Origin of the sequence: Nocardia salmonicida NBRC 13393 (genome assembly GCF_001613085.1) — a bacterium.
Classification (GTDB): domain Bacteria; phylum Actinomycetota; class Actinomycetes; order Mycobacteriales; family Mycobacteriaceae; genus Nocardia; species Nocardia salmonicida.
In genome coordinates, this window is record NZ_BDBR01000037.1 from 51126 (window position 1) to 73130 (window position 22005).

Here is a 22005-nt window from a genome sequence, read left to right on the forward strand (position 1 = left end):
AGTGGGCATCAGCTCGTAGATCCGAATGGAGAGCTCATGGTCATCCAGGCCGAGGCCACCACCCCGAGCGCGATCCTCGATCGCGCGTCCCTGCTGCTCGACGCCTTCGACGGCCCGGGCAGGCTCACCCTCGCCCAGATCGTCCGGCGCACCGGCCTACCTCGATCCTCGGCGCATCGCATGCTCGATCGGCTGGTGCAGCTGCGCTGGCTACGTCGTGAAGGGCGCGACTACGAGCTCGGCATCCGGCTGATGGAGCTCGGCTCGCTGGCGGTGCATCAGGACCGGCTGCACCGCGCGGCGATGCCGTTCCTGCACGAGCTGCACCGGGTCACCGGGTTCGTCGTACACCTGGCCGTGCTGGACGGTCCTGACGTCGTCTACCTCGACAAAGTCGGCGGCGAGCTGTCGGCGGTGGTACCCACCCGCGTCGGCGGCAGGCGTCCCGCCGCCTGCACCGCGGTCGGCAAAGCGATCCTGGCCTACTCCGACGAGCGCCGCGTCGCCGACGCCCTCGCAGGCCAGGCCGGCGCGCGCACACGCTACTCGATCACCACCAAGGCCCAGCTCGACACCGAACTGGACAAGGTGCGCGCGCACGGAATCGCCGTCGAACGCGAGGAATCGCTGCCGGGCTTCGGCTGTATCGCGGCGCCCATCGGCGATCTCGGCGAGGCCGCCGTGGCGGCGGTGTCGGTGTGCGGGCCGCTGGATCGGATGCTGTTCGATCACCGTCTCAGCGCGCCGGTGCGCACGACCGCGCTCAATATCTGGCGCCATGTCGACGACGGCCGGGTGCGAGTTCATCCGACATTGCAGCAGCATCCCCGCCCGCTCGGGGTGGGCCCGGCGGCGCGTCCGTACGCGGATCAGCGTGGTCCGCGCACAGCCTGAGCCACCACCTCGCCGAGTCGCCGGCCCGGATGCGGGCGGCGACCGGCGCGAGGGGTCAGGCCGGACTGTTCACGCAGAAGCTGTGGCAGATACGGTCGCGGACAATCACTTCGGGGCATTCGGGATCGAACCATCGGTCGACGTACGCCCAGTGGACGGGATGCATCAGATAGGGGCCGGTGAGGCCGTCCAGGTCGGTGAACTCCTGTTCCCAGACATGCGTCCACGGCGAGGATCCGGTACCGCGCGCGACCCGGCTCAACTGCCAGGACCGGATGCTCGCTAGGTAGCGGGGCATCCGCAGTAGGTCCGCTTCGAAGCGCTCGATCGTCGCGCGCGGTGTGCCCGGCGCGACGCGTAGCAGCAGGACCCGGTACACCGATCCGGTGGCGTCCGGTTCGGCGATACCCGTTGTGCCGCCCTGATATTCGACGCCGTCGACGTGGGCCACCGGGGTCTCGCTCAGCAACGCGTCCACCTCGGCAGTGGTCCCCGTCCAGTCGGCGGACTCGTCGAAGCGCAGGTGCACCAGCACATCACCGCCGTTGCGGACTCCCGGCAACGTGGGTTGGACCAACACGCGGCGCGCCACCGGAGCGGCGATTCCACGCAGCCCGGTCATCAACCGGTCACGTGCGCAGGGGTCGACGTCGGGCGAGAGATGCACCAGCCGCGTCACCTCAAACATCGCCGAGCCTGTCGACATCGGCGGCGAGCGCACCGGTGGCGCGAGTCCGTTCGACGATCAGGTCCGCCGCCGTGGCCCACCACTGCCGCACCGACTCGTCGGGACGCCCCTGCCAGGTCATCGCCCACCAGCCCTGAGCACCCTCGAGCACCCAACTCGCGATGACCGTGTTCGACTCGTCCGGGAACCACACCGGCGGACTCACCACGATCCGCTCCAGCACCATGCCGCGTTCTCGCGCGCCCGGCGCGTAGTCGCGCAGATAGGCGTCGACGAATTCTCTGGCGCGGCCCGGCTTCGTCACTACGGTGTCGATCACGTAGACCTTCGTGGCTTCCATCCGCCGACCGTAGGCAGCCGCCGACGGGCATCGACCTGGTGTTTCCGCCCAGTGGGAGAACGCGGCCATGGGCCGGTCACTCGAACCCGACGCTCGCTAGGGCGTATTCGTGACCAACTTATTGACACTAAGAACCATATTGACAGTGACTGTCATGTCGAGTGATACTTTCACCAGTGATGCGGTGGATAGTTCGTCGCACGGTTCTCGAAGGGTGGTGGGCGGTGTCATTGCGCGATCGGCAACGTCGTCGGGTTCGCGACGACATTCAGCGGGCGGCCTACGGGTTGTTCGCACGGTCGGGGTTCGAGGCGGTGACCACCGAGCAGATCGCGACAGAGGCGGGGGTTTCGCCGAGTACGTATTTCCGGCATGTGCGGAGCAAGGAGGATCTGCTGCTCGAACCGGTGCGGGAAGGAGGTGCCGGTATCGCCGGCCTGTTAGAGGCCCGGCCCGGAGACGAGCCGGCCGATATCGCGTTGGCTGGGGCGATCCTGGCGCGTTCGACGTCCATGGCGGTCGAGGAGCTCGAGCAGTGGCGAGCGGCGTTCACGACAGCACCGCACCTGCTGGAGCGGGTCACGTTGATCCCGCCCGATCATCGGGTCCGGTTGGTCGAACTCGTCGCCAACCGGATGTCACGCGATCCCGAGGCCGATCCCACGCCGGGACTGTTGGTGCATCTGATGCTCGCGGCCGCGGAGTTCGGTCTCCTGCAATGGCTACGCGACGCACAAGACCCGGCGACGTCGCTGCCGATGTGTATGGAATCCGCGCTGGCCGCAGTTCATGGCCCTCGATGGCGTAGCGCCGAGGCTTGATCTCCTTGGCTCCCAATGTATTTCACAGATAGGAATCCACCGGTCATGCACCCAGAACACAGCGATACCGACACCGTCGACGTACTGGTGGTCGGCTCCGGCGCCGCCGGGATGACCGCCGCGATCACCGCTGCCCACCACGGGCTTTCGGTACTCGTCGTCGAAAAGGCCACCCATTGGGGCGGATCCACCGCCAGGTCCGGAGGTGGCGTCTGGATTCCGGGCAATACCGTGCTGCGCCAGGAAGCGCCTGATGACGACCTCGAGGCCGCGCGCACCTATCTGACCGACATCATCGGCCCAGCAGTCGACAAGGACAAGATCGACACCTATATCGACCACGGGCCGCAGGTATTCGACTTCCTCACTGCCCACAGCCCGCTGCGGATGCGGTGGGTGCCTGGTTACAGCGACTACTACCCCGAGGCCGAAGGTGGTCGCAGCCACGGGCGTTCCATCGAACCTTCCCCCTTCGACGCCCGAGGGCTTGGTGCGGAGTTGGCCACCCTCGAACCCGATTACTCCAAGGCCCCCCGCAATTTCGTGCTCACCCAGGCCGACTTCCGTCAGATCCATCTCGGGTTGCGCAATCCCCGTGCGCCCTGGCACGCGATCCGAATCGCCGCCCGCTGGCTCACCGCTCGCGTCCGAGGCCGTCACCTACTCGCTCGCGGCCAGGCGTTGAGCGCCATGTTGCGGACAGGGATGCTCGACGCCGGGGTCCCGCTGCTGCTCGACACCCCACTTCTCGAGTTGATCCGCACCGATGACCGAGTCACCGGTGCGATCGTGCGCCGTGGCGGCCGTGAACACCGCATCACCGCGCGAGCCGGGGTGATCTTGGCGTGTGGCGGCTTCGAACGCAATTCTGCTCTCCGCCAACTACATCAGCGCGCACCCATCGGCTCGGAGTGGACCGTCGGCGCCGCCGCCAACACCGGCGACGGTATCGCTGCCGGTGCCACTGTGGGCGCGGCGACCGGATTCATGAACGACTCCTGGTGGGGACCAGCGATCCCGTTACCTCGTCAACCGTGGTTCTGCCTGGCTGAACGGAATCTGCCCGGCAGCCTCATCGTCAACGACCGCGGCCAACGGTTCATGAATGAATCATTGCCCTATGTCGATGCCGTACATCGCATGTACGGCGGAGAATACGGACAGGGCGACGGTCCAGCGGAAAACCTGCCCGCTTGGCTGATCTTCGACCAGCGCTACCGCAACCGCTACCTGTTCGCGGGCCTTCCCCCGCGACAATCCCTGCCCCGGCGTTGGTTCGATGCCGGTGTGCTCGCCCGCGCCGCCACCATCGGCGAACTCGCCGACAAGATCGGCGTGCCCGCCGAGCGACTCACCGGCACGGTGAACCGGTTCAACACCTTCGCCCGCACCGGTGTCGACGAGGACTTCGGTCGAGGCGACAGCGCCTACGACCGTTACTACGGCGACCCCCGTCAACACCCCAATCCCAACCTCGGCGCCTTGGCCACCGGCCCCTATTACGCCGCCCGCCTGGTGCCCGGCGACCTCGGCACGAAAGGCGGCCTGGTCACCGACACACACAGCCGAGTCCTGCGCGCCGACCACACCGTCATCGAAGGCCTCTACGCCGCGGGCACCACCGCGACACCGGTCATGGGCTACACCTATGCCGGACCCGGCGCCACCATCGGACCCGCGATCGTCTTCGCCTACCTCGCCGCCCACCACATCGCCACTACCGGACACCGCGCACTGCGCACCGCAAATCAGAACAACGGGTGACGCATCCGCGACCACTATCGGTCGACCGAGTCGACGGGCATCGACCTGGTGTTTCCGCCCAGTGGGAGAACGCGGTTCGGATCGCGCCGCACCGGTTCTACGGTGAGGCCGACGACGGGCTCGACCGCCGATCGCGCCGCCGAAGACCAGGAGGACCAGTGACTGTGCGAACTTTCCCGACCACCGGGCCGGGTGCGGTTCCCGATCCGGAGGTCGCGGCCATGCTCGCCACGCTCGACGCCGGATTCCCCGATGTCGCCACGATGTCCGCGGCCGATGTCCGCGCCGCGCTCCGCGCCAGACGCGCTCCACTGCAACGACTTCCCGAGATGCGCCGAGCGCGCGACCTCACGATCGACGGACCCGGCGGCCCACTGCCACTGCGCGTGTTCCGTCCCCATCACGACGGTGGGGCACTGCCGGTTATCGTGTTCGCCCACGGCGGCGGCTTCGTATTCTGCGATCTCGACAGCCACGACGAGTTCTGCCGCTCGATGGCGGCCGGTGTCGGCGCGCTGGTGATCTCGGTCGACTACCGGCTCGCACCGGAGCATCCCGGCCCCGCGGCGCACGACGACATGTTCGCGGCGCTGCGGTGGGCCGCGGAGAACGCCGGTTCCTACGGCGGTGATCCGGCCCGGATCGCACTGGCCGGTGACAGCGCGGGAGGCAATCTCGCGGCCACCGTGGCCATCGCCACCAGAGACGGCGGCGGTCCGCGACTCGCGGGGCAGATCCTGATCTATCCGGTGATCGACGACGATCTCGAGACCGAGTCCTACCGGCGTTTCGGCACCGGCCACTACAACACGACCAGCGCGATGCGTTGGTACTGGCAGAACTACGCCCCGAACGGCACCGACGACGTTCGCCTCGTGCCGACCAGGGCCGACTCACTCGCCGGTCTACCGCCCGCCGTCGTGATCACCGCTGAACTCGACCCACCCTGCGCCTCAGGCGACGCCTACGCCCAGCGCTTGGCAACCGACGGTGTCGCGGTCCGGCATCGCCGCTACAACGGGCTGTTCCACGGATTCCTCAGCATCCCGTCGCTGGCCGCCACCGTGTCCGCACGCAAAGAGATCTGGGCCATGGTGCGCGAGATGCTCGACCTCCCGGGATCCGCCGATGGCCGGGGCGAGCGAAACCACTAGCCTCGGCCGATCGCCGAAATTCATGGCGACCCGCCTGGAACCTCGATCCCCTCGATTCGAGGCCACTTCGCGCCGGTCGCCACGGCCTCAGCCGAGCGCGAACATCGTGGCGCGAGTACGACATCGGCTGGCAGGGTGAGGCGCATGGAGAACTTACGCGACGCTGAGCGCCGGTTGCAGGCAGCGCAACTTGCTGGTGATGTGCAGGCGCTGGATCATCTGCTGGATGACCGGTTGATCTTCACCTTCGGCGCGGACACCTACACCAAGGCCGATGACCTAGAGCTTCACCGCACCCGGACGCAGGTGATGACGGCCTTGGTCGAGGAAGAGCTGAGCGTACTCACCGACGGGCGTGCCGGGGTGACCTGGTTTCTCGGGACCGTCGAGGGGACCGTCAACGGCGAGCCTTTCGGAGCCAGGATGCGTTACACGCGTTCCTGGGTGCACGACGATACGCATGGCTGGCGGATTATCGCGGCACACGCCAGCACGACGGATTGACAGTCTTGTCGTCGGCGCGGTCGGCTCGAGAAAGATCGAGGCCAGTTCACCACCGGCGCGGCCGGTTCGGGTTCAGACCGCGGTGAAGTACTCGATCTTCGGCGCACCCGCCAGCAAGGGAGCCATCAACTTGCCCGCCGCGCGGAAATGGTCCGACCGGCCGTGGGCTTCGACAGCAGCGTCGTCGGCATACAGTTCGAAGAACCGGTAGTGCTCGGCATCGGTGCGCGAACGCACCAATTGGTAGGTCAGATTGCCCGGCTCGTTGGCCTTGATCTGTTCGATGAGATCGGCGACGACGGCTTCGAACTCCGCACCCGCACCGGCTTTGACGGTGACCTCGGCGATGACTGCGATCATGATTTCTCTCCTTTTCGGTGCGACGCTACCCGCGATCGGGCGCGCCTGGCTCAGGTCTGTAGATAGGCCACGATGCTGCCGGTGAGCCCGGCGAGGGCATCCTCGAGGTTGCCGTAGGTGCCGAGCGTGCGTTCGGAGGTGATGCCGCGCATCGCCGCGGGGATCAGCGCGGCCACCTGCCGCACCCTGACCGGGTCGACCCCCAGATCCGCGAACGCACGGTGACAGGCATCGTCCCAGTTCGGTTTCCACGACGACAATTCCGCGGCGGTGAGCGGGAACTCGCGTTCGAGTTCGGCCTGCTCGCGCGGTAGCGCGGCGCGCAACGTCTCGATGGCCAGTGATTCCGGCGTGCGCAGGCCGACGGCCATGGCGTCGACAAGGGCAGCGACCCGTTCGCGCAATGTCCCGTCCGGCCGCAGATTCGCGGGTAGGTCGCCGCGTTTGTCGGCGGTGTAGCGCAGCACCGCGGCCCACAGGCCGTCGATATCACCGAACTGGTACTTGACCACACCCCAGGTGGCACCGATATCGCGAGCGATGCGGTTGCCCGATACCGCTGCGGGATCGCCGGTGGCCAACGAGGCGATAGCCGCCTTGATCATGCTGTCTCGCGATTCGATACCACGCCTGTTCGCGCGTCGCCCACCGATCGCCGGTCCTGTCACGAGGCTCGACTCTAGCCGCTCCGAGCTGCCCGTTCCAGTTTCACCGAACCCTCTTGTATTTTTTGATAGAGGGTTCTATTCTAATTTCGTTCTGTGGTCGGCATCACACCGAACAGCCCATGACCGCGTCGGCACGCACCGGGTGCCTCTGGAGGATTCCGATGGCCAAAACACCCCTGCCCATGGAGCCGACAGGTTGGTTCCAAGTGGCGTGGTGCGCCGAGATCACCGCAGGCGCCGTCCACCGGATGAAGTATTTCGGGCGCGAAATGGTCGCCTGGCGTTCGACTTCCGGCCGGATCGCGGTATTCGACGCCTATTGCGAGCATCTGGGCGCCCACCTCGGCTACGGCGGGCATGTCGAGGGCGAGAATCTGGTGTGCCCGTTCCACGGCTGGGAATGGAACCGCGAAGGGCGCAATGTCTGCATCCCGTACGAGAGCCATCCGAACAAGGGTCGCCGCATCCGCAGCTATCCGGTGGTGGAACGCAACGAGGCGGTGTGGATCTGGTACGACACCCAGGGCCGGGCCCCCTATTTCGAGGTGCCCGATATCTTCGCGGACTTCGGCGACGACAAGACCGCCCAGGACTACTACCAGCCGGTACCCGTCGCGACGCTCTATCGGCAGCAGCTGGAACTCCATCCGCAGTACGTGCTGGAGAACGGTGTCGACTTCGCCCACTTCAAGTTCGTGCACAAAACACCGTTCGTCCCGGATTTCACTCGCCACGACTTCTCCGGGCCGGTGTCGTTCGTGGACTTCACCATCGCCTTCGACGCCGGCATCGCCGAGAACGACGTCAACAGCGGAGTCGAATCGATCAACGCGGGCCTGGGCTGCACGGTCACCAAGAGTTGGGGCATGGTCGACAACCGCACCATGCCCGCGGTGACACCGGTCGACGATGCCACCTGCGACGTCCGCTTCACCGTCTGGATCGGACGCGAACCCGGCGACGACAGCCCCGAGATCAGCACCTACGGCAAGACGATGGCCGCCTACGTGATCGAGCAGTTCGCCGCCGACATCCACATTTGGGCGCATCAGCGCTATTCCGACCCACCAGCGTTGTCGCGCAAGGAATTCGACGGGTTCACCGCGTTGCGCGCGTGGGCCGCCCAGTTCTATCCCGACAACGGCGCAGCCACAGCTCCCGACCAGCGACCCGCGACACAAGGATTCACATCATGAGCACCTCCGGCAGAGTCCGTGTATTCCAGGTGGCGACCGGCAATCTCGGCACCGAGATGATCGGCCGCATCCAGCAGCATCCCGATCTCGAACTGGTCGGACTGCATTGCTATTCGCCCGACAAGATCGGACGCGACGCCGGGGAGATCGTCGGTATCGGTCCGATCGGAGTAACCGCTACCGGCTCGGTGGAGCAGATCATCGCCGCACGACCCGATGTGCTCACCTTTCACGGAGTATTTCCCGACGAGGACCTCTACGAGAAAGTCCTCGAGGCAGGCATCGATGTGGTGACCACCGCGGACTGGATCACCGGTTTCCACCGCGACACCAACCATCCGCACCCTTCCGGCAGGAAGGTCAGCGAGGTGATCGCGGCCGCGTGCGAGCGCGGCAATGCCACCTTCTACGGCACCGGCATGAACCCGGGACTGAGTCAGATCCTCGGAATCGTGCATACCGCCGATGTTTCCGAGATCGAGAACATCACCGTCACCGAATCGGTCGACGTCTCGTGTCACCACTCGGTCGACACCTGGAAGGCCGTCGGGTACGGGCGCCCGATCGACGATCCCACGATCGGGGAATCGCTGCACAAATACACCGCGGTCTTCGCCGACGCCGTCTACCTGATGGCCGATGCCTTCGGCCTCGAACTCGACGAAGTGCGGTTCGGGTACGAACTCGGCGCCTGCACCGAGGACGTCGATCTCGGCTGGTACTTCCTGCCGAAAGGGTCATTGGGCGCCAACTACATCAAGTACCAGGGCATGGTCGACGGAGTCGCGCGGGTGGAATCACATCTCGAATGGCAAATGACCCCGCACACCGATCCGGCGTGGAATATCAAGGGCTGCTACATCACTGAGGTGACCGGCGATCCCAACATCTACAGCAAGCACATGATCTTTCCTCGCAAAGGGTTCGACCTGTCGGATCCGAGCAACTTCGCCTCGATCGGCATGACCGTGACCGGGCTGCCCGCACTCAACGCCATCACCTCGGTGGTCGCGGCGCCCGCCGGAATCATCACCAGCGCGGACCTTCCCTTGCGAGCCTTCGCGGGACGCTTCAAGATCTGAGCCAGGACTGGAAACACGGCCTAGTCTGCCGGGTCGTGCTGCTCGAGTTCTTCCGCGCGCACACGCTGCTCGATCTCGCGCCAACGTCCCGGCGTCGGATGGGGGTATTCGGCGCGGTCGTCGTGTTCGGCGTCGGCCAATGTGGTGGCCGCGTTGTCGATGTCATCGATCAACTGCTGGGCGAGGTCGCGTTCGGTCGCGTAATGGCGCTGCGCCCATTGCAGTACCAGCTGCGAATAAGCCCAGCCCGGTTCGGATTTCGCGGCTTCGGCATCGATCGCGGCGCGTTGCGCGAGTTTGTCGACATCGGCGATATGGTCGTGCAGGATCTGCTTGAGCCGATCCGGGGACCCGAGATGGCCGAACATGACGCGCAGCAGCACGTGGTGTTTGAGTACCGACGGATCGACGGGCGCCTTGTTCCACCACGTGGTCACCGCGGCCCGACCCTCCGCGGTGATCTGGTAGAGCCGCCTGGCGCGCATGGTGTTGTCGGGGTCGAGGCGCGAACTCGCGAAGCCGTGCTGCTCTAGCTTCTTCAGCTCGGCGTAGATCTGACTGTAGGACGGGGTCCAATAGATGTAGCGCAGGCTCCAATCGGCCCATTTCTTCAGGTCGTAGCCGGAGATCTCCTCCTCGTACGAGAGCATGGCGAGCACCGCCCAGCTGGTCGGCGGCAGATTCGGCACGCCGGTATCGGGGTCAGGGGTAGCCATTGCTGAATGCTAGCAACCGGCATTGTCGGAATTCACCCGTCAACAACCGCTGACCGGGAGGCCGTCTTGAGCCGCGCCCCGATCTTCCCGGATTCTGGGAAACATCGAATTCCGTTCGGAAGGACCCCTATGAATGCGGACAACGTCGTCGTCGACGCCGGTATCCCGGCACCCGCGGACCTACGCAGAGTGCTCGGTCACTTCGCGACCGGCGTCGCGGTGATCGCCGCCCACGACGGCACGCGACCGCTCGGCTTCACCTGTCAGTCGGTGGTGTCGGTGTCGCTGGACCCGCCGTACGTGTCGTTCTGCCCGGCCAAGAGTTCGACCAGCTGGCCGCTGCTACGCGAGGCGGGCGCCCTGTGCATCAACATCCTGGCGCAGGACCAGAGCGCGCTGTGTCGTCAGTTCGCGGTGAGCGGCGCCGACAAGTTCGCCGGTGTCGAGTGGGACAGGGCCGGCAACGGCGCGCCCGCGCTGGCCGGGGCGCTGGCCCAGATCGAGGTGACCGTCGAGCTCGAGCACGATGCGGGCGACCACACCGTGGTGCTCGCCCGCATCGGTGACCTGCGGGCCACCGAGGGCGCCGAGCCGCTGCTGTTCTACAAGGGCGGGTTCGGCGGCTTCGCGTCCTGATCCGACGACGACGGGGTGGTCCATGCCGGACCACCCCGTTGTCGTGTGTCACGCCTCGATGACGTCGAAACCCTTGTACCCGGCGGCCGCGACCTCGGCGATGATCTTCCCGTAGACGCCGAAGCCGCCGACGAAGGGCATGAACACCCGCGGCCTGCCCTCGATATTCGCGCCCAGATACCACGAATTCGCCTGTGTCATCAGCGTTCCCGCGGCCCGGTCGACGCATTCGAGCACCCACTCCGACACCGCGTCCTGGCGTGCCTCGAGCGCCACCGCTCCCCTGCCGTCGAGGAAGCCGATGGCCTCGGCCACCCAGTCGACGTGCAGTTCCGAGTGCAGCACCATATTGGCCAGCACCGACGGGCTGCCGGGCCCGGTGAGGTTGAACAGGTTCGGAAAGCCCGCCATCCCCAGTCCCAGATAGGTTTTCGGCCCTTCCCGCCACGCCTGGTTGAGTGTCTCGCCACCCCGGCCGACGATGTTCATCCGCGAGACCGAGCCGGTCATCGCGTCGAATCCGGTCGCGAGCACCAGGGTGTCAAGCGGATAGTGCGCGTCGGTGGTGTGCACGCCCGCGGAGTCGATCCGGGTGATCGGCGTGGCCTTCAGGTCGACCAGCTCGACATTGTCGCGGTTGAAGGTCTGGTAGTAGTTCGTGTCGGTGCAGATCCGCTTGGTGCCGATGGGGTGGTCGCGCGGAACGAGCAGATCGGCGACGCGCGGGTCCTCGATCACGGCCCGCACCTTCTCCTCCCAGAATTCCCGCGCGGTGTCGTTGGCGGCGAGGGTGGTCAGCTGGTCGGGGAAGGTCTTGCTGAACAGCACACCGCCCAGCGCCCAGCGCTTCTCGTAGGCCTCGCGCCGTTCCCGATCGGTCACCGCGACCGCGGAATCCGGATGCGCCTGATGCGGCGAACCGCCGCCGCTGGCCATCGACAGCCGCCTGCGCTCGGGATAGTTCGCCTTCTGCGCCGCCCGATCCTGCTCGGTCAGCGGCGTATTGCCCGCGGGCACACTGTAATTGGCGGTGCGCTGGAACACGTGCAGCCGCTGCGCCTGTTCGGCCACACAGGGAATCGTCTGGATGCCGGAGGATCCCGTACCGATCACGCCGACCCGGCGGCCGGTGAGGTCGACCCCCTCGTGCGGCCAGTGCGAGGTGTGCAGGATCTGCCCGGCGAAGGTGTCGAGTCCGTCGATGGCCGGGGTGTTCGCGTTCGACAACGGGCCGGTGGCCAGCACGACGAACCGGGCCGAGACCGCGCGGCCGGTGTCGGTGTCGACCTGCCAGCGCAGCGTCTGCTCGTCGAGCACGATATCGGTGACACGGGTACCGAATTCGATATCGCGACGCAGGTCGTAGCGATCGGCGACGTGCTCGAGGTAGGAAAGGATCTCGGGCTGGGTGGCGTATTTCTCGCTCCAGTTCCATTCCTCTTGCAGGGCGTCGTCGAAGGAATACGAGTAGTCGACGCTCTCGACATCGCAGCGCGCGCCCGGATAGCGGTTCCAGTACCAGACGCCGCCCACGCCGTCACCGGCTTCGAACACCCGCACGGTGAGGCCGCTGCCGCGGAAGCGGTGCAGCGCGTAGAGGCCGGCGATGCCCGCGCCGACGACGACCACGTCGACGTCGGTCGGGCCTTTCGCTGGTGCCGATGGGGTCTCGGGGTTCACAGTGCCTACCTTTCGATGGAGACCGGTTTCTCTGCGGCGACGCTAAGGACGCGCGCACCGTTCGAGCAGGTCCCCTTCCCGCTGACCGGCACATTCGCGGATCGATGCCCTCCCGGTGATCGGGAGATCCGCCCCACGGCACCCGGCGGCGGGCCTACCGTCGAGCGCAATTCGAGGTGGTACCAGGAGGAAACAGTGGTGGACTGGAACGACGAGGTCGATGTGCTGGTCGCGGGGTCGGGCGGTGGCCTGGCCGGCGCCTACACCGCGGCCCGCGAGGGACTCAGCGTCGCCGTGGTCGAGGCGACCGACAAGTTCGGCGGCACGACGGCGTATTCGGGCGGCGGCGGAGTGTGGTTTCCCTGCAACCCGGTGCTGGAGCGAGCGGGCACCGACGACACCATCGACGACGCGCTGACGTATTACCGCGCCGTGGTCGGCGACCGCACCCCGGACGAGTTGCAGCAGACCTACGTCCGGCGGGGTCGCGATCTCATCGAATACCTCGAAGCCGACGACCATTTCGCGTTCATGGTGCTGCCGTGGCCGGACTACTTCGGGAAGGCTCCCAAGGCCCGGCTCGACGGTCAGCGCCACATCATGCCGACGCCGCTGCCTGCTGCGGAGATGGGTCCGCTGCGCGAATCGTTGCGCGGAACGCTCGACGCCGACCGGCTCGGCGCTCCCCCGCAGGACCTGCTGATCGGCGGTCAGGCGCTGATCGGGCGGATGCTGCGCGCGATCTCGAGCTACCCGCACGCGCGGCTGCACCTGGATTCGCCGCTGGTGGAACTGGTGGTCGAGGAAGGGGTGGTGACCGGCGCGATCGTCGAACGCGACGGCGCCAGGATCGCGATCCGTGCCCGGCGGGGAGTGATTCTCGCGGCGGGTGGATTCGAGCAGAACGAGGCACTGCGCGAGCACTACGGCGTGCCGGGCCGGGCACGGGACACGATGGGGCCCTGGGGAAATCAGGGCAGGGCGCACCAGGCGGGCATCGCGGCGGGCGCCGATACCGATCTGATGGATCAGGCGTGGTGGTCGCCAGGGCTGACCCATCCCGACGGGCGTTCGGCGTTCGCGCTGTGGTTCACCGGCGGCATCTTCGTCGACCAGGACGGCAATCGCTTCGTCAACGAGTCCGCTCCGTATGACCGGCTCGGGCGCGATGTCATCCGGCAGATGCGCGAGCGCGGGCTGACCCTGCCGTTCTGGATGATCTACGACGACAAAGAAGGCCAGGTCCCCCCGATCAAGGCCACCAACGTCTCCATGGTCGAGACCGAGAAGTACGTCGAGGCGGGGCTGTGGCACACCGCCGACACCCTCGCCGAGCTCGCCGTGAAGATCAGCGTGCCCGCGGCGAACCTGGAGGCCACCGTCGAGCGGTTCAACGCGATGGTCCCCACCGGCGTCGATCCCGATTTCGGGCGGGGCGACGAGGCCTACGACCGGGCCTTCTCCAACGGCGAACCGCCGCTGGTGACCATCGAGAAGGGCCCGTACCACGCGGCGGCGTTCGGCATCTCCGATCTGGGCACCAAGGGCGGTCTGCGCACCGACAGCGCGGCGCGGGTACTCGGCCGCGACGGCGAACCGATCCCCGGCCTCTACGCCGCGGGCAACACCATGGCCGCGGTGAGCGGCGAGGTCTACCCCGGCGGCGGCAATCCGATCGGCGCGTCCATGCTGTTCAGCCACCTCGCCGTTCGGCACATCCTCGGCGAATGACCCGTTCCCGGTCTCTCCCGCTGGTCGGGAGAGACCGGGGCATCCGGGCCACCGCATGTGGTTCGGTTCACAGACTCATCCCTTTCGACATTTCAGGAGCGACACGATGGCTTCAGCGGACGACATTCGCGCGACGGTGCGCAAGTATGTGGAGGCCGTCGGCAGCGGTACGGCCGCCGACGTCGTCGCCCTCTACCGCGAGGACGCGACGGTGGAGGACCCGGTCGGCACCGAGCCGCATATCGGGCACGCGGCGATCTCGAAGTTCTACGAGAACATCGAGCCGCTCGAGCGTTCGACCGAACTGTTCACCATTCGCGTCGCGGGCGACAGCGCCGCGTTCAGCTTCCGGGTGGTCACCAAGTTCGGCGAGCAGACCTTCACCCTCGATCCGATCGATGTCATGACCTTCGACGAGGACGCCCGCATCGTGAGCATGCGCGCGTTCTGGTCCCAGGACGACATGGTCGTCGGCTGAGCGAGGCGGACATGACTGCGACCGAACAACACTGGGATCACGAGGTCGGTTTCCTCGTCGTCGGCAGCGGCGCGGGCGGGCTCACCGCCGCGCTCGCCGCCGCCGATCGCGACCTGGACACCCTGGTCATCGAGAAGGCCTCGGTATATGGCGGCAGCACCGCGCTCTCGGGCGGCGGCATCTGGGTGCCCAACAACCCGACGCTGTTACGCGAGGGCCTCGGCGATTCCCGCGCCGACGTGCGCGCCTATCTCGACGCCGTCGTGGGCGACCGGGTGCCGACGGAGAATCTCGACGCGTTCATCGACGAGGGCCCGCGCATGCTGGCCTTCCTCGAGACCAGCCCGCATCTGCGATTCCAGTGGTGCGCCGGCTATTCCGACTATCACCCCGAAGCACCCGGTGGACGGCCGGCGGGCCGATCCATCGAGCCGCTGCCGGTCGATCTCAAACAGCTCGGCGCGGACGAGGACCTTCTGCGTCCCGCCGCACTCGCGACGCCGCCCGGACTGTTCATCACCTCCAAGGACTTCGTCCAGCTCAATATGGTGACCCGCACCTGGCGGGCACGCTGGACGGCACTGCTGACCGGTCTGCGGGCGATCAAGGCGATCGTGTTGCGCAGGCACATGGATACGCTCGGCCGGGCACTGATCGCCCGGCTCCGACTGGCGGTGCGCGATGCGGGCGTGCCGCTGTGGCTCGACACCCCGTTGCGTTCGCTGATCACCGACAACACGGGCGCGGTGCTCGGCGTGCTCGCCGAGCGCGACGGCCGCGAAATCCGGATCAGGGCGCGCGACGGTGTGCTGCTGGCCACCGGCGGTTTCGAGTACAACCAGACCATGCGCAAGGACCACCTGCCCGAGGGCGGGCGCGACAATTTCAGCGCGGCCTCGACGGAAAACACCGGCGACGGCATCATCGCGGGCGAAAAAGTCGGCGCGGCAGTCGATCTCATGGACGACGCGTGGTGGATGCCGTCGTTCCAGCGCCCCGAGGGCATCAACCAGGTGCTGGTGTCGGAGCGTTCCATCCCGCGCTCGATCATCGTCGACAACACGGGCAAGCGGTTCACCAACGAGGCGTCGCCGTATGTGACGTTCGTGCATGCCCAGCTGAAGGGCGGCCACGATCCGGCCTGGCTGATCTTCGACGCGAAAGCCAAGAGCCGCTACCCCATCGGCGGTATCGTGCCCGGCCAGAAGTTCCCGTCCTCCTGGCTGACGAGCGGCCTGATGCAGACCGCGCCCGACATCGAGGGCCTGGCCGCGGCGATCGGCGTTCCCGTCGAGAGTCTGCGCGACACCGTCGGGCGTTTCAACGGTTTCGCCCGCGACGGGCACGACGCGGACTTCGGTCGCGGGGTGAGCGCCTACGACAACTATTACGGCGATCCGACCCTGGCCACGCCCGCGCTCGATGTGCTGGACAAGGGTCCGTACTACGCGCTGCGGGTGCGGATCGGCGACCTCGGCACCAAGGGCGGACTGGTCTACAACGCCGACGCCCAGGTGCTGCGCGCCGACGGCTCGCCCATTCCTGGCCTCTACGCCGCGGGCAACACCTCCGCCGCGGTGATGGGCAACGACTACGCCGGTGCGGGCGCGACGATCGGTCCGGCCATGGTGTTCGGCTACATCGGCGCGCGCCATGCCGCCGGCGAGCGATGAGGCGGGTGAGAATGCAACCCGTCGAATGCGCTTCCTGCGGCAACAAGGTGCTCGCCGAGAAGTTCAGTCCGAGCCACACCAGCATCCAGTGGCTCGACGACGCCGAGTCCGCGTGCCCCGAGTTCGCTCGGCGCGCGGCGCTCGGTGAGCACAGCAGTTGGATCCCCACCTGCCCCGCCCTGCGCGATTCCATCGAGGACGCCGTTCGCGCAGGCGCGTTGGCGACCGATCAGCTCCGCCACGAACCGGTTCCCGGCCGACTCGGCTGACACCCAGACCAGGAGAGAACCCCATGAACAGACTCGACAACCACCGGACGCTGGTCACCGGCGCCGCATCGGGCATCGGCCAGGCCACCGCGCTGCGGCTGCTCGACGAGGGCGCCAGGGTGGTCGCCGCCGACGTGTCGGCTGACGGCCTCGCCGAGACCAGCGCACAGGCCGCCGAGCGCGGCACCGCGGACCGGCTCACCACCCTGGTGATCGATATCGGCGACGAGCAGTCGGTGGTCGAGGGCGTGCGCGCCTCGGTGGAAAACCTCGGCGGACTGGATTCGCTGGTGAACGCGGCGGGCATCCTGCGCGCCTCGCACACCGAACAGACCTCCCTCGACCTGTGGAACCTGATCATCCGGGTGAACCTCACCGGCACCTTCCTGGTGGTCCGCGAGGCACTGCCCGCGCTGCTGGCCAACCCGCGCGCGACGGTGGTGAACTTCAGCTCCACCTCGGCCGCGTTCGCGCACCCGTACATGGCGGCCTACGCGGCGAGCAAGGGCGGCATCCAGTCCTTCACCCACGCCATCGCCCTCGAGTACGGCGGCAAGGGCCTGCGTGCGGTCTGCGTCGCGCCCGGCAGCATCAAGTCCGGAATCACCGATGCCACTCCGGGATACGTGCCCGCCGACTCCGACTGGGCACTGTTCTCCAAGCTGTCTCCCGTCCTGCCGACCGACCGCGAATCCGGCGGCGCGGGCATGGGTGACCCGACGGCGGTGGCGGGCGTGATCGCGATGCTCGTCTCCGAGGACGGCGCCTTCATCACCGGCACTGAGATCCGCATCGACGGCGGGACCCACGCATGACCGACCTGAGCTACGAGGGCACACTGCGCGAGATCACCACCGACGCGGGTGTCCTGCGCTACCACGAGGCGGGCGAGGGCCCACCGCTGCTGCTCCTGCACGGATCGGGGCCCGGCGTCACCGGGTGGCGCAACTTCGGCGCCAATCTCGCCACCTTCGCGGACCGATTCCGTTGTCTCGTCCTGGAATTCCCCGGCTTCGGGGTGAGCGACGACTTCGGCGGCCATCCGATGGTCACCGCGCTCGACGCGGTGGTCCGTTTCGTCGACGCGCTCGGCGTGGACAGCGTCGACATCATCGGCAACTCGATGGGCGGCGGCGTGGCGCTCAACTACGCCATCGCCCATCCGGAGCGGGTCGGCAAGCTGGTGACGATCGGCGGCATCGGCCGCAACCTCTTCAGCCCCGGCCCCGGCGAGGGCATCAAGCTGCTGCAGGAGTTCACCGAGGAACCCACCCGCGAGCGGTTGATCCAGTGGCTGCACTCGATGGTCTACGACCCGGCGATGGTCACCGAGGAATTGATCGAGCAGCGCTGGACCCAGGCCACCGATCCCGCGACCCTCGACAGCGCCCGCCGGATGTACAGCAAGGCCGCGTTCGCGATGATGGTCCGCGCGATGGAAGCCTCCGACGCCCCACCACCGTGGGCGATGCTGCACAAGGTGCAGGCGCCCACGCTGATCACCTGGGGCCGCGACGACCGGGTGAGCCCCCTCGATATGGCGCTGATCCCGATGCGCACGATCCCGCGCGCCGAACTGCACGTGTTCCCCAACTGTGGGCACTGGGCGATGATCGAACGCAAGAACGAATTCGAGTCGGCGGTCATGGCTTTCCTCACTCGCGAGGAAGCCGCACTCTGAACCAGCACAATGCGCGGGCCGCCCTGGGGCAGCCCGCGCATTTCAGTTTTCGCGGCTGACCTCATACCGACTGCCGGCAGGATCAATTGCCATGCGCTTCACCGTGCCCACCATCGTGTCGACGATGGCGGCAGTCCTGCTCACTGGATGTTCGCTCTTTCCGCAAGGGCCTGATCAGGCCGAGCGTGACCGCTGGTCCCGGGTGATCGAGACGGCCATCGAGGCCCTTCCGGGAGTGGCCGACGCGTCACATACGTTCCAGTACCACCCGTACGGCCCCAACTCCTACTACACATCCCGACTCGACGTGCGGCTCGAGGACGGCGCCACACCAGCCGAGACCGCGTCTGTCGTGCGCGCCATGGGTGCTCAGCAACTGCCGCCGCACTACCGAGGCGACTCGACCATGTTCAAGATCCACCGGATGACAGACTCCTTTTCCGGGGACTGGCGGCTCGGGCGGGGCATAGACGTGGAAGCGAACGCGGCATACACCTGGACCCGAGTGTCAGCGGCCGATACCGGTGCGGAGATTCACTGGGCCACCCACGGCGTCACCGCCACCGGAGACGCCGGCCCGCCCGGCGGAGAGAAACTCAGCACCGCGCAGGCGACGCAACTCGCCGACCGGCACCTTCGTTACCTGGCCCGACCCGGCGCAGTGGTCGACTACACGATCGTGACGCGCGATGGCCCCAGGCTCGCCGTCCTCGTCGGCGGCTGCCCGGCATCCGAGCGCGAGGTCGCCCCGGAGTCGGAGCCCTTCGCGCGTCAGTACGAACGTTGCTAGTGCACTAGCGCTGGGTGCTGCCCGCGTCGATGGGCAACGTCACCGCGGTGATGTAGCGGCCCTCGTCCGAGGCCAGGAACAGGGCGGCGTTGGCGATGTCGACCGGGTCGACCCACGGGATGGGCAGCATGTTCATCGTCACGGCCGCCTCGGCGAATTCCTCGCGGGTGGGGTTGTCCCGGTCGGGCCGGAACACCTTGCGCACCATGTCGTTCTGGATCATCGGGGTGTCGACATTGGTCGGATGCACCGAATTCACCCGGACATGGTGCGGGGCGAGCTCTTTCGCCAGCGACCGCATCAGTCCCACCACGCCGTGTTTGGCGGCGGTGTAATGCGCGACGCCGACCAAGCCGCGAAGCCCGGCGATAGAGCTTGTCAGGACCATCGCGCCGCCGCCGCGCGCGATCAGGTGCGGGGTGGCGGCCTTGCACGTCTGCCACACGCTGGTCAGGTTGACGTCGATCATCGTCTGCCACTGCTGTTCGGTCAGTTCCAGTGCGCCGCCGCTGGAACTGATTCCGGCGGTGGCGCAGACGATGTCGAGGCCACCCAGCTGCTCGGTCGCGGCGTCGACCGCGGCCCGCAGCGCCGCGCCGTCGCGGACGTCGACGGTCGCGGCGACGATCCGCGCGCCTGTCGACTCGACCGCGCGCACGGTCTCGGCGAGGTCGTCGTGGGTCGCTCCCGGCGACACCACGGTCTCGACCGGCCCGCAGATATCGACGGCGACGATGTCGGCGCCTTCCTCGGCCAGCCGGATCGCCTGTGCGCGGCCGATGCCGCGCGCGGCGCCGGTGATCAGCGCGATCTTGCCCGAAACCCGTCCCATGTCACACCTTCTGAGTAAGTCCGGCATCGACCACGAGTTGGATTCCCGTCACGTAACGGGACTCGTCGGATGCGAGGAAGAGCACGGCATTGCTGATGTCGACCGGATCCACCCACGGAACGGGGAGAATCGTGCGGCGGGCGAGCGCCTCCGCCGCGTCCTCGCGGGTCGGATTCGGCAGGTCGGGGCGCAGTTTGGCGTACACGGCGGCATTGAGGATCATCGGCGTCGCGACCGAGCCTGGATGCACCGTGTTCACCCGGATCCCGCGCGGGCCGAGTTCATTGGCCAGTGTGCGGGCGAGGCCGACCACGGCGTGCTTGCTCGCCGAGTAGTGCGCGGCCGCGGCCGCGCCGACGATGCCGTTGGTGGAGCTCACGATCACGACCGAGCCGCCGTCGGTCAGAGCCGGAACGGCCGCCCGCACGGTGTGCCACATGCCGGTGAGGTTGATGTCGATGGTGCGCTGCCAGGCCTGGTCCGTCAGTTCCCAGGACAGGCCGAGGTCGGTGTAGATGCCGGCGTTGGCCACGATCACGTCGAGGCGGCCCAGTGCGGCGACGCCGTCGGCGACGGCCACATCGAGCTGCGCCTGATCGCGCACGTCGGCGACGCCGGTGACGCACAGGCGGCCCACCGACTCGACTTCCCTTGCTGTCTGGGCCAATTCGTCCGCGGCGGCCTCGATATCGAGGGCGATGATGTCGGCGCCTTCCTCGGCCAGCCGACGGCAATGGGCGCGCCCCATTCCCCCGGCCGCGCCGGTGACCAGCGCGACGGCGTTCTGCATGCGGTTCATCGGGCGCCCCCGGAATATCTGGTGTCCACGAGCCCGACGCTAGGGTCGTCGGCCACCGTGTCCGCCCTGGTCTTCCCGGTCAGCGGGCTGTGCGCGGCGATCTCCCGGCTACCGGGAGCCATGGGCTCCGCAATGTCGCCGGGCCTGCGACGGTTGCTCCGCAACGCCGGTTCTGTGATCGAGGAGGACACCAGTGACGAGGGCGACTGTCGACGTTCCGCGTGGCTCGCGGGTGGTGACGCTGCGGGTGTCGGCGGTGATCGAGGAGACCGAGGATGCCCGCTCGCTGGTGTTCGATGTGCCCGATGCGGTCGCCGACCGCTTCGCCTATCGGCCTGGCCAGTTCCTCACGCTGCGTATCCCGAGCGCGCGGACGGAGGCGGTGGCGCGCTGCTACTCGCTGGCGAGTTCGCCGTTCACGGGCGATCCGCCGCAGGTCACGGTCAAACGCACGCCCGGCGGTTACGGCTCGAACTGGTTGTGCGACAACATCTCTGTCGGCGACACCCTCGATGTGCTGCCACCGCAAGGAACCTTCACGCCGTCCTCCCTCGACACCGATTTGCTGTTATGGGCGGCGGGCAGCGGCATCACACCGGTGATGTCGATCCTGCGCTCGGCCCTGGCGCAAGGCGCGGGCCGGGTGGTGCTGTTCTACGCCAATCGCGACCAGGAATCGGTCATCTTCGCTGATGCCCTGCGTGATCTCGTCGCGCGGTATCCGGGCCGAATCACCGTGGCGCACTGGCTCGAATCCCTCCAGGGCCTGCCGACCGCGGCGCAGCTGGCCGAGTTCGCCGCGCCGTATCCGTCCTTCGAGTCATTCGTGTGCGGGCCGGGCCCGTTCATGTCGGCGGTGACCGAGGCGCTGTCCGGCGCCGGATGGCCGCGCGAGCGCATCACCACCGAGGTATTCGTCTCGCTGTCCGGTGATCCCTTCGCCGAGCCCACGCCCCTCGACCCCGTCGACGCCGAGGATGCCGCGCGCGTGGAGGTGGAGCTCGACGGGACGGTGCACGCGCTGAGCTGGCCGCGCTCGCGCACTCTCGTCGACGTGATGCTCGCCGACGGACTCGATGTCCCCTATTCCTGCCGCGAGGGCGAATGCGGTTCGTGCGCGTGCACCGTCGTCGACGGCGAGGTGACCATGACCAACGCGGCGATCCTCGATCAGGAGGACATCGACGCCGGCTACGCCCTGGCCTGCCAGGCCCGTCCGCGCACCGACCAGGTCCGTATCCGCTTCTGA

General features: G+C 67.4%; 24 protein-coding genes. 16 read left to right on the forward strand and 8 right to left on the reverse strand.

Features of this window, described 5'->3' with window-relative positions; all coding sequences use genetic code 11:
* Positions 1 to 36: 36 nt before the first annotated feature.
* Positions 37 to 894, forward strand: a complete 858-nt coding sequence (locus NS1_RS29245; protein WP_056809622.1) for an IclR family transcriptional regulator — start codon at positions 37 to 39, stop codon at positions 892 to 894.
* Positions 895 to 949: 55 nt separating this feature from the next.
* Here NS1_RS29245 and NS1_RS29250 read toward each other — a convergent pair whose 3' ends face one another.
* The gene (locus tag NS1_RS29250) at positions 950 to 1582 is read right to left on the reverse strand and encodes a Dabb family protein (RefSeq protein WP_062989731.1); all 633 of its coding nucleotides are present in this window, start codon (positions 1580 to 1582) and stop codon (positions 950 to 952) included.
* Positions 1575 to 1922: a hypothetical protein gene (locus NS1_RS29255; RefSeq protein ID WP_062989614.1), complete on the reverse strand. Its 348-nt coding sequence runs from the start codon at positions 1920 to 1922 to the stop codon at positions 1575 to 1577. The genes NS1_RS29250 and NS1_RS29255 overlap by 8 nt, the downstream gene beginning before the upstream one ends.
* Positions 1923 to 2146: 224 nt before the next feature.
* On the opposite strand from NS1_RS29255, the gene NS1_RS29260 reads away from it, so the two are divergent.
* The 4 genes from NS1_RS29260 to NS1_RS29275 all read left to right on the forward strand — a co-directional run bounded on the left by NS1_RS29260 (position 2147) and on the right by NS1_RS29275 (position 6165).
* Positions 2147 to 2743: a TetR/AcrR family transcriptional regulator gene (locus NS1_RS29260; protein ID WP_255284741.1), complete on the forward strand. Its 597-nt coding sequence runs from the start codon at positions 2147 to 2149 to the stop codon at positions 2741 to 2743.
* 45 nt (positions 2744 to 2788) lie between these two features.
* On the forward strand, positions 2789 to 4507 hold the full coding sequence (kstD, locus tag NS1_RS29265; protein ID WP_062989618.1) for a 3-oxosteroid 1-dehydrogenase: 1719 nt from the start codon (positions 2789 to 2791) through the stop codon (positions 4505 to 4507).
* Between the two features lie 158 nt (positions 4508 to 4665).
* Positions 4666 to 5661 (forward strand): alpha/beta hydrolase, encoded by a 996-nt coding sequence (locus NS1_RS29270; protein ID WP_084504607.1) that lies wholly within the window; start codon positions 4666 to 4668, stop codon positions 5659 to 5661.
* 144 nt (positions 5662 to 5805) lie between these two features.
* Complete coding sequence (locus tag NS1_RS29275; RefSeq protein WP_062989620.1) at positions 5806 to 6165, forward strand: nuclear transport factor 2 family protein; 360 nt, start codon at positions 5806 to 5808, stop codon at positions 6163 to 6165.
* A 72-nt stretch (positions 6166 to 6237) separates the two neighbouring features.
* Here the strand turns inward: NS1_RS29275 and NS1_RS29280 are convergent, their stop codons facing one another.
* The gene (locus NS1_RS29280) at positions 6238 to 6525 is read right to left on the reverse strand and encodes a putative quinol monooxygenase (protein ID WP_056809632.1); all 288 of its coding nucleotides are present in this window, start codon (positions 6523 to 6525) and stop codon (positions 6238 to 6240) included.
* A gap of 50 nt (positions 6526 to 6575) precedes the next feature.
* Positions 6576 to 7130: a TetR/AcrR family transcriptional regulator gene (locus tag NS1_RS29285; protein ID WP_255284746.1), complete on the reverse strand. Its 555-nt coding sequence runs from the start codon at positions 7128 to 7130 to the stop codon at positions 6576 to 6578.
* 224 nt (positions 7131 to 7354) lie between these two features.
* Here NS1_RS29285 and NS1_RS29290 point away from each other — a divergent pair, with 224 nt between their 5' ends.
* On the forward strand, positions 7355 to 8389 hold the full coding sequence (locus NS1_RS29290) for a Rieske 2Fe-2S domain-containing protein (RefSeq protein ID WP_062989735.1): 1035 nt from the start codon (positions 7355 to 7357) through the stop codon (positions 8387 to 8389).
* Positions 8386 to 9471, forward strand: coding sequence for an NAD(P)H-dependent amine dehydrogenase family protein (locus NS1_RS29295; protein ID WP_062989624.1), 1086 nt, complete (start codon positions 8386 to 8388; stop codon positions 9469 to 9471). Before NS1_RS29290 ends, NS1_RS29295 begins: the two co-directional genes overlap by 4 nt.
* Positions 9472 to 9491: 20 nt before the next feature.
* On the opposite strand, the gene NS1_RS29300 is transcribed toward NS1_RS29295, so the two are convergent.
* Complete coding sequence (locus NS1_RS29300) at positions 9492 to 10187, reverse strand: PadR family transcriptional regulator (protein WP_056809637.1); 696 nt, start codon at positions 10185 to 10187, stop codon at positions 9492 to 9494.
* A gap of 129 nt (positions 10188 to 10316) precedes the next feature.
* Here NS1_RS29300 and NS1_RS29305 point away from each other — a divergent pair, with 129 nt between their 5' ends.
* Positions 10317 to 10823 carry a flavin reductase family protein gene (locus tag NS1_RS29305; protein WP_056809639.1) on the forward strand — a complete coding sequence of 169 codons (507 nt, stop codon included), beginning with the start codon at positions 10317 to 10319 and terminating at the stop codon, positions 10821 to 10823.
* Positions 10824 to 10871: 48 nt separating this feature from the next.
* On the opposite strand, the gene NS1_RS29310 is transcribed toward NS1_RS29305, so the two are convergent.
* The gene (locus NS1_RS29310; protein WP_062989626.1) at positions 10872 to 12503 is read right to left on the reverse strand and encodes a flavin-containing monooxygenase; all 1632 of its coding nucleotides are present in this window, start codon (positions 12501 to 12503) and stop codon (positions 10872 to 10874) included.
* Between the two features lie 195 nt (positions 12504 to 12698).
* Between NS1_RS29310 and NS1_RS29315 the strand changes: the two genes are divergently transcribed.
* The 7 genes from NS1_RS29315 to NS1_RS29345 all read left to right on the forward strand — a co-directional run bounded on the left by NS1_RS29315 (position 12699) and on the right by NS1_RS29345 (position 19125).
* On the forward strand, positions 12699 to 14234 hold the full coding sequence (locus NS1_RS29315; RefSeq protein WP_062989737.1) for an FAD-binding protein: 1536 nt from the start codon (positions 12699 to 12701) through the stop codon (positions 14232 to 14234).
* A 106-nt stretch (positions 14235 to 14340) separates the two neighbouring features.
* Positions 14341 to 14712, forward strand: a complete 372-nt coding sequence (locus NS1_RS29320; RefSeq protein ID WP_062989629.1) for a nuclear transport factor 2 family protein — start codon at positions 14341 to 14343, stop codon at positions 14710 to 14712.
* A gap of 11 nt (positions 14713 to 14723) precedes the next feature.
* On the forward strand, positions 14724 to 16385 hold the full coding sequence (locus NS1_RS29325) for an FAD-binding protein (protein WP_062989631.1): 1662 nt from the start codon (positions 14724 to 14726) through the stop codon (positions 16383 to 16385).
* A gap of 11 nt (positions 16386 to 16396) precedes the next feature.
* Positions 16397 to 16654 carry a hypothetical protein gene (locus NS1_RS29330; RefSeq protein WP_062989633.1) on the forward strand — a complete coding sequence of 86 codons (258 nt, stop codon included), beginning with the start codon at positions 16397 to 16399 and terminating at the stop codon, positions 16652 to 16654.
* A gap of 23 nt (positions 16655 to 16677) precedes the next feature.
* Positions 16678 to 17469 (forward strand): SDR family NAD(P)-dependent oxidoreductase, encoded by a 792-nt coding sequence (locus NS1_RS29335; protein WP_062989635.1) that lies wholly within the window; start codon positions 16678 to 16680, stop codon positions 17467 to 17469.
* Entirely contained in the window at positions 17466 to 18335 is an 870-nt protein-coding gene (locus NS1_RS29340) for an alpha/beta fold hydrolase (RefSeq protein ID WP_062989637.1), read from the forward strand. The genes NS1_RS29335 and NS1_RS29340 overlap by 4 nt, the downstream gene beginning before the upstream one ends.
* A 91-nt stretch (positions 18336 to 18426) precedes the next feature.
* Positions 18427 to 19125, forward strand: coding sequence for a hypothetical protein (locus tag NS1_RS29345; protein ID WP_062989639.1), 699 nt, complete (start codon positions 18427 to 18429; stop codon positions 19123 to 19125).
* Positions 19126 to 19129: 4 nt separating this feature from the next.
* On the opposite strand, the gene NS1_RS29350 is transcribed toward NS1_RS29345, so the two are convergent.
* Entirely contained in the window at positions 19130 to 19957 is an 828-nt protein-coding gene (locus NS1_RS29350) for a mycofactocin-coupled SDR family oxidoreductase (protein ID WP_062989641.1), read from the reverse strand.
* Position 19958: 1 nt separating this feature from the next.
* The gene (locus NS1_RS29355) at positions 19959 to 20756 is read right to left on the reverse strand and encodes a mycofactocin-coupled SDR family oxidoreductase (protein WP_062989645.1); all 798 of its coding nucleotides are present in this window, start codon (positions 20754 to 20756) and stop codon (positions 19959 to 19961) included.
* A gap of 193 nt (positions 20757 to 20949) precedes the next feature.
* Here NS1_RS29355 and NS1_RS29365 point away from each other — a divergent pair, with 193 nt between their 5' ends.
* The gene (locus tag NS1_RS29365; protein ID WP_062989649.1) at positions 20950 to 22005 is read left to right on the forward strand and encodes a ferredoxin--NADP reductase; all 1056 of its coding nucleotides are present in this window, start codon (positions 20950 to 20952) and stop codon (positions 22003 to 22005) included.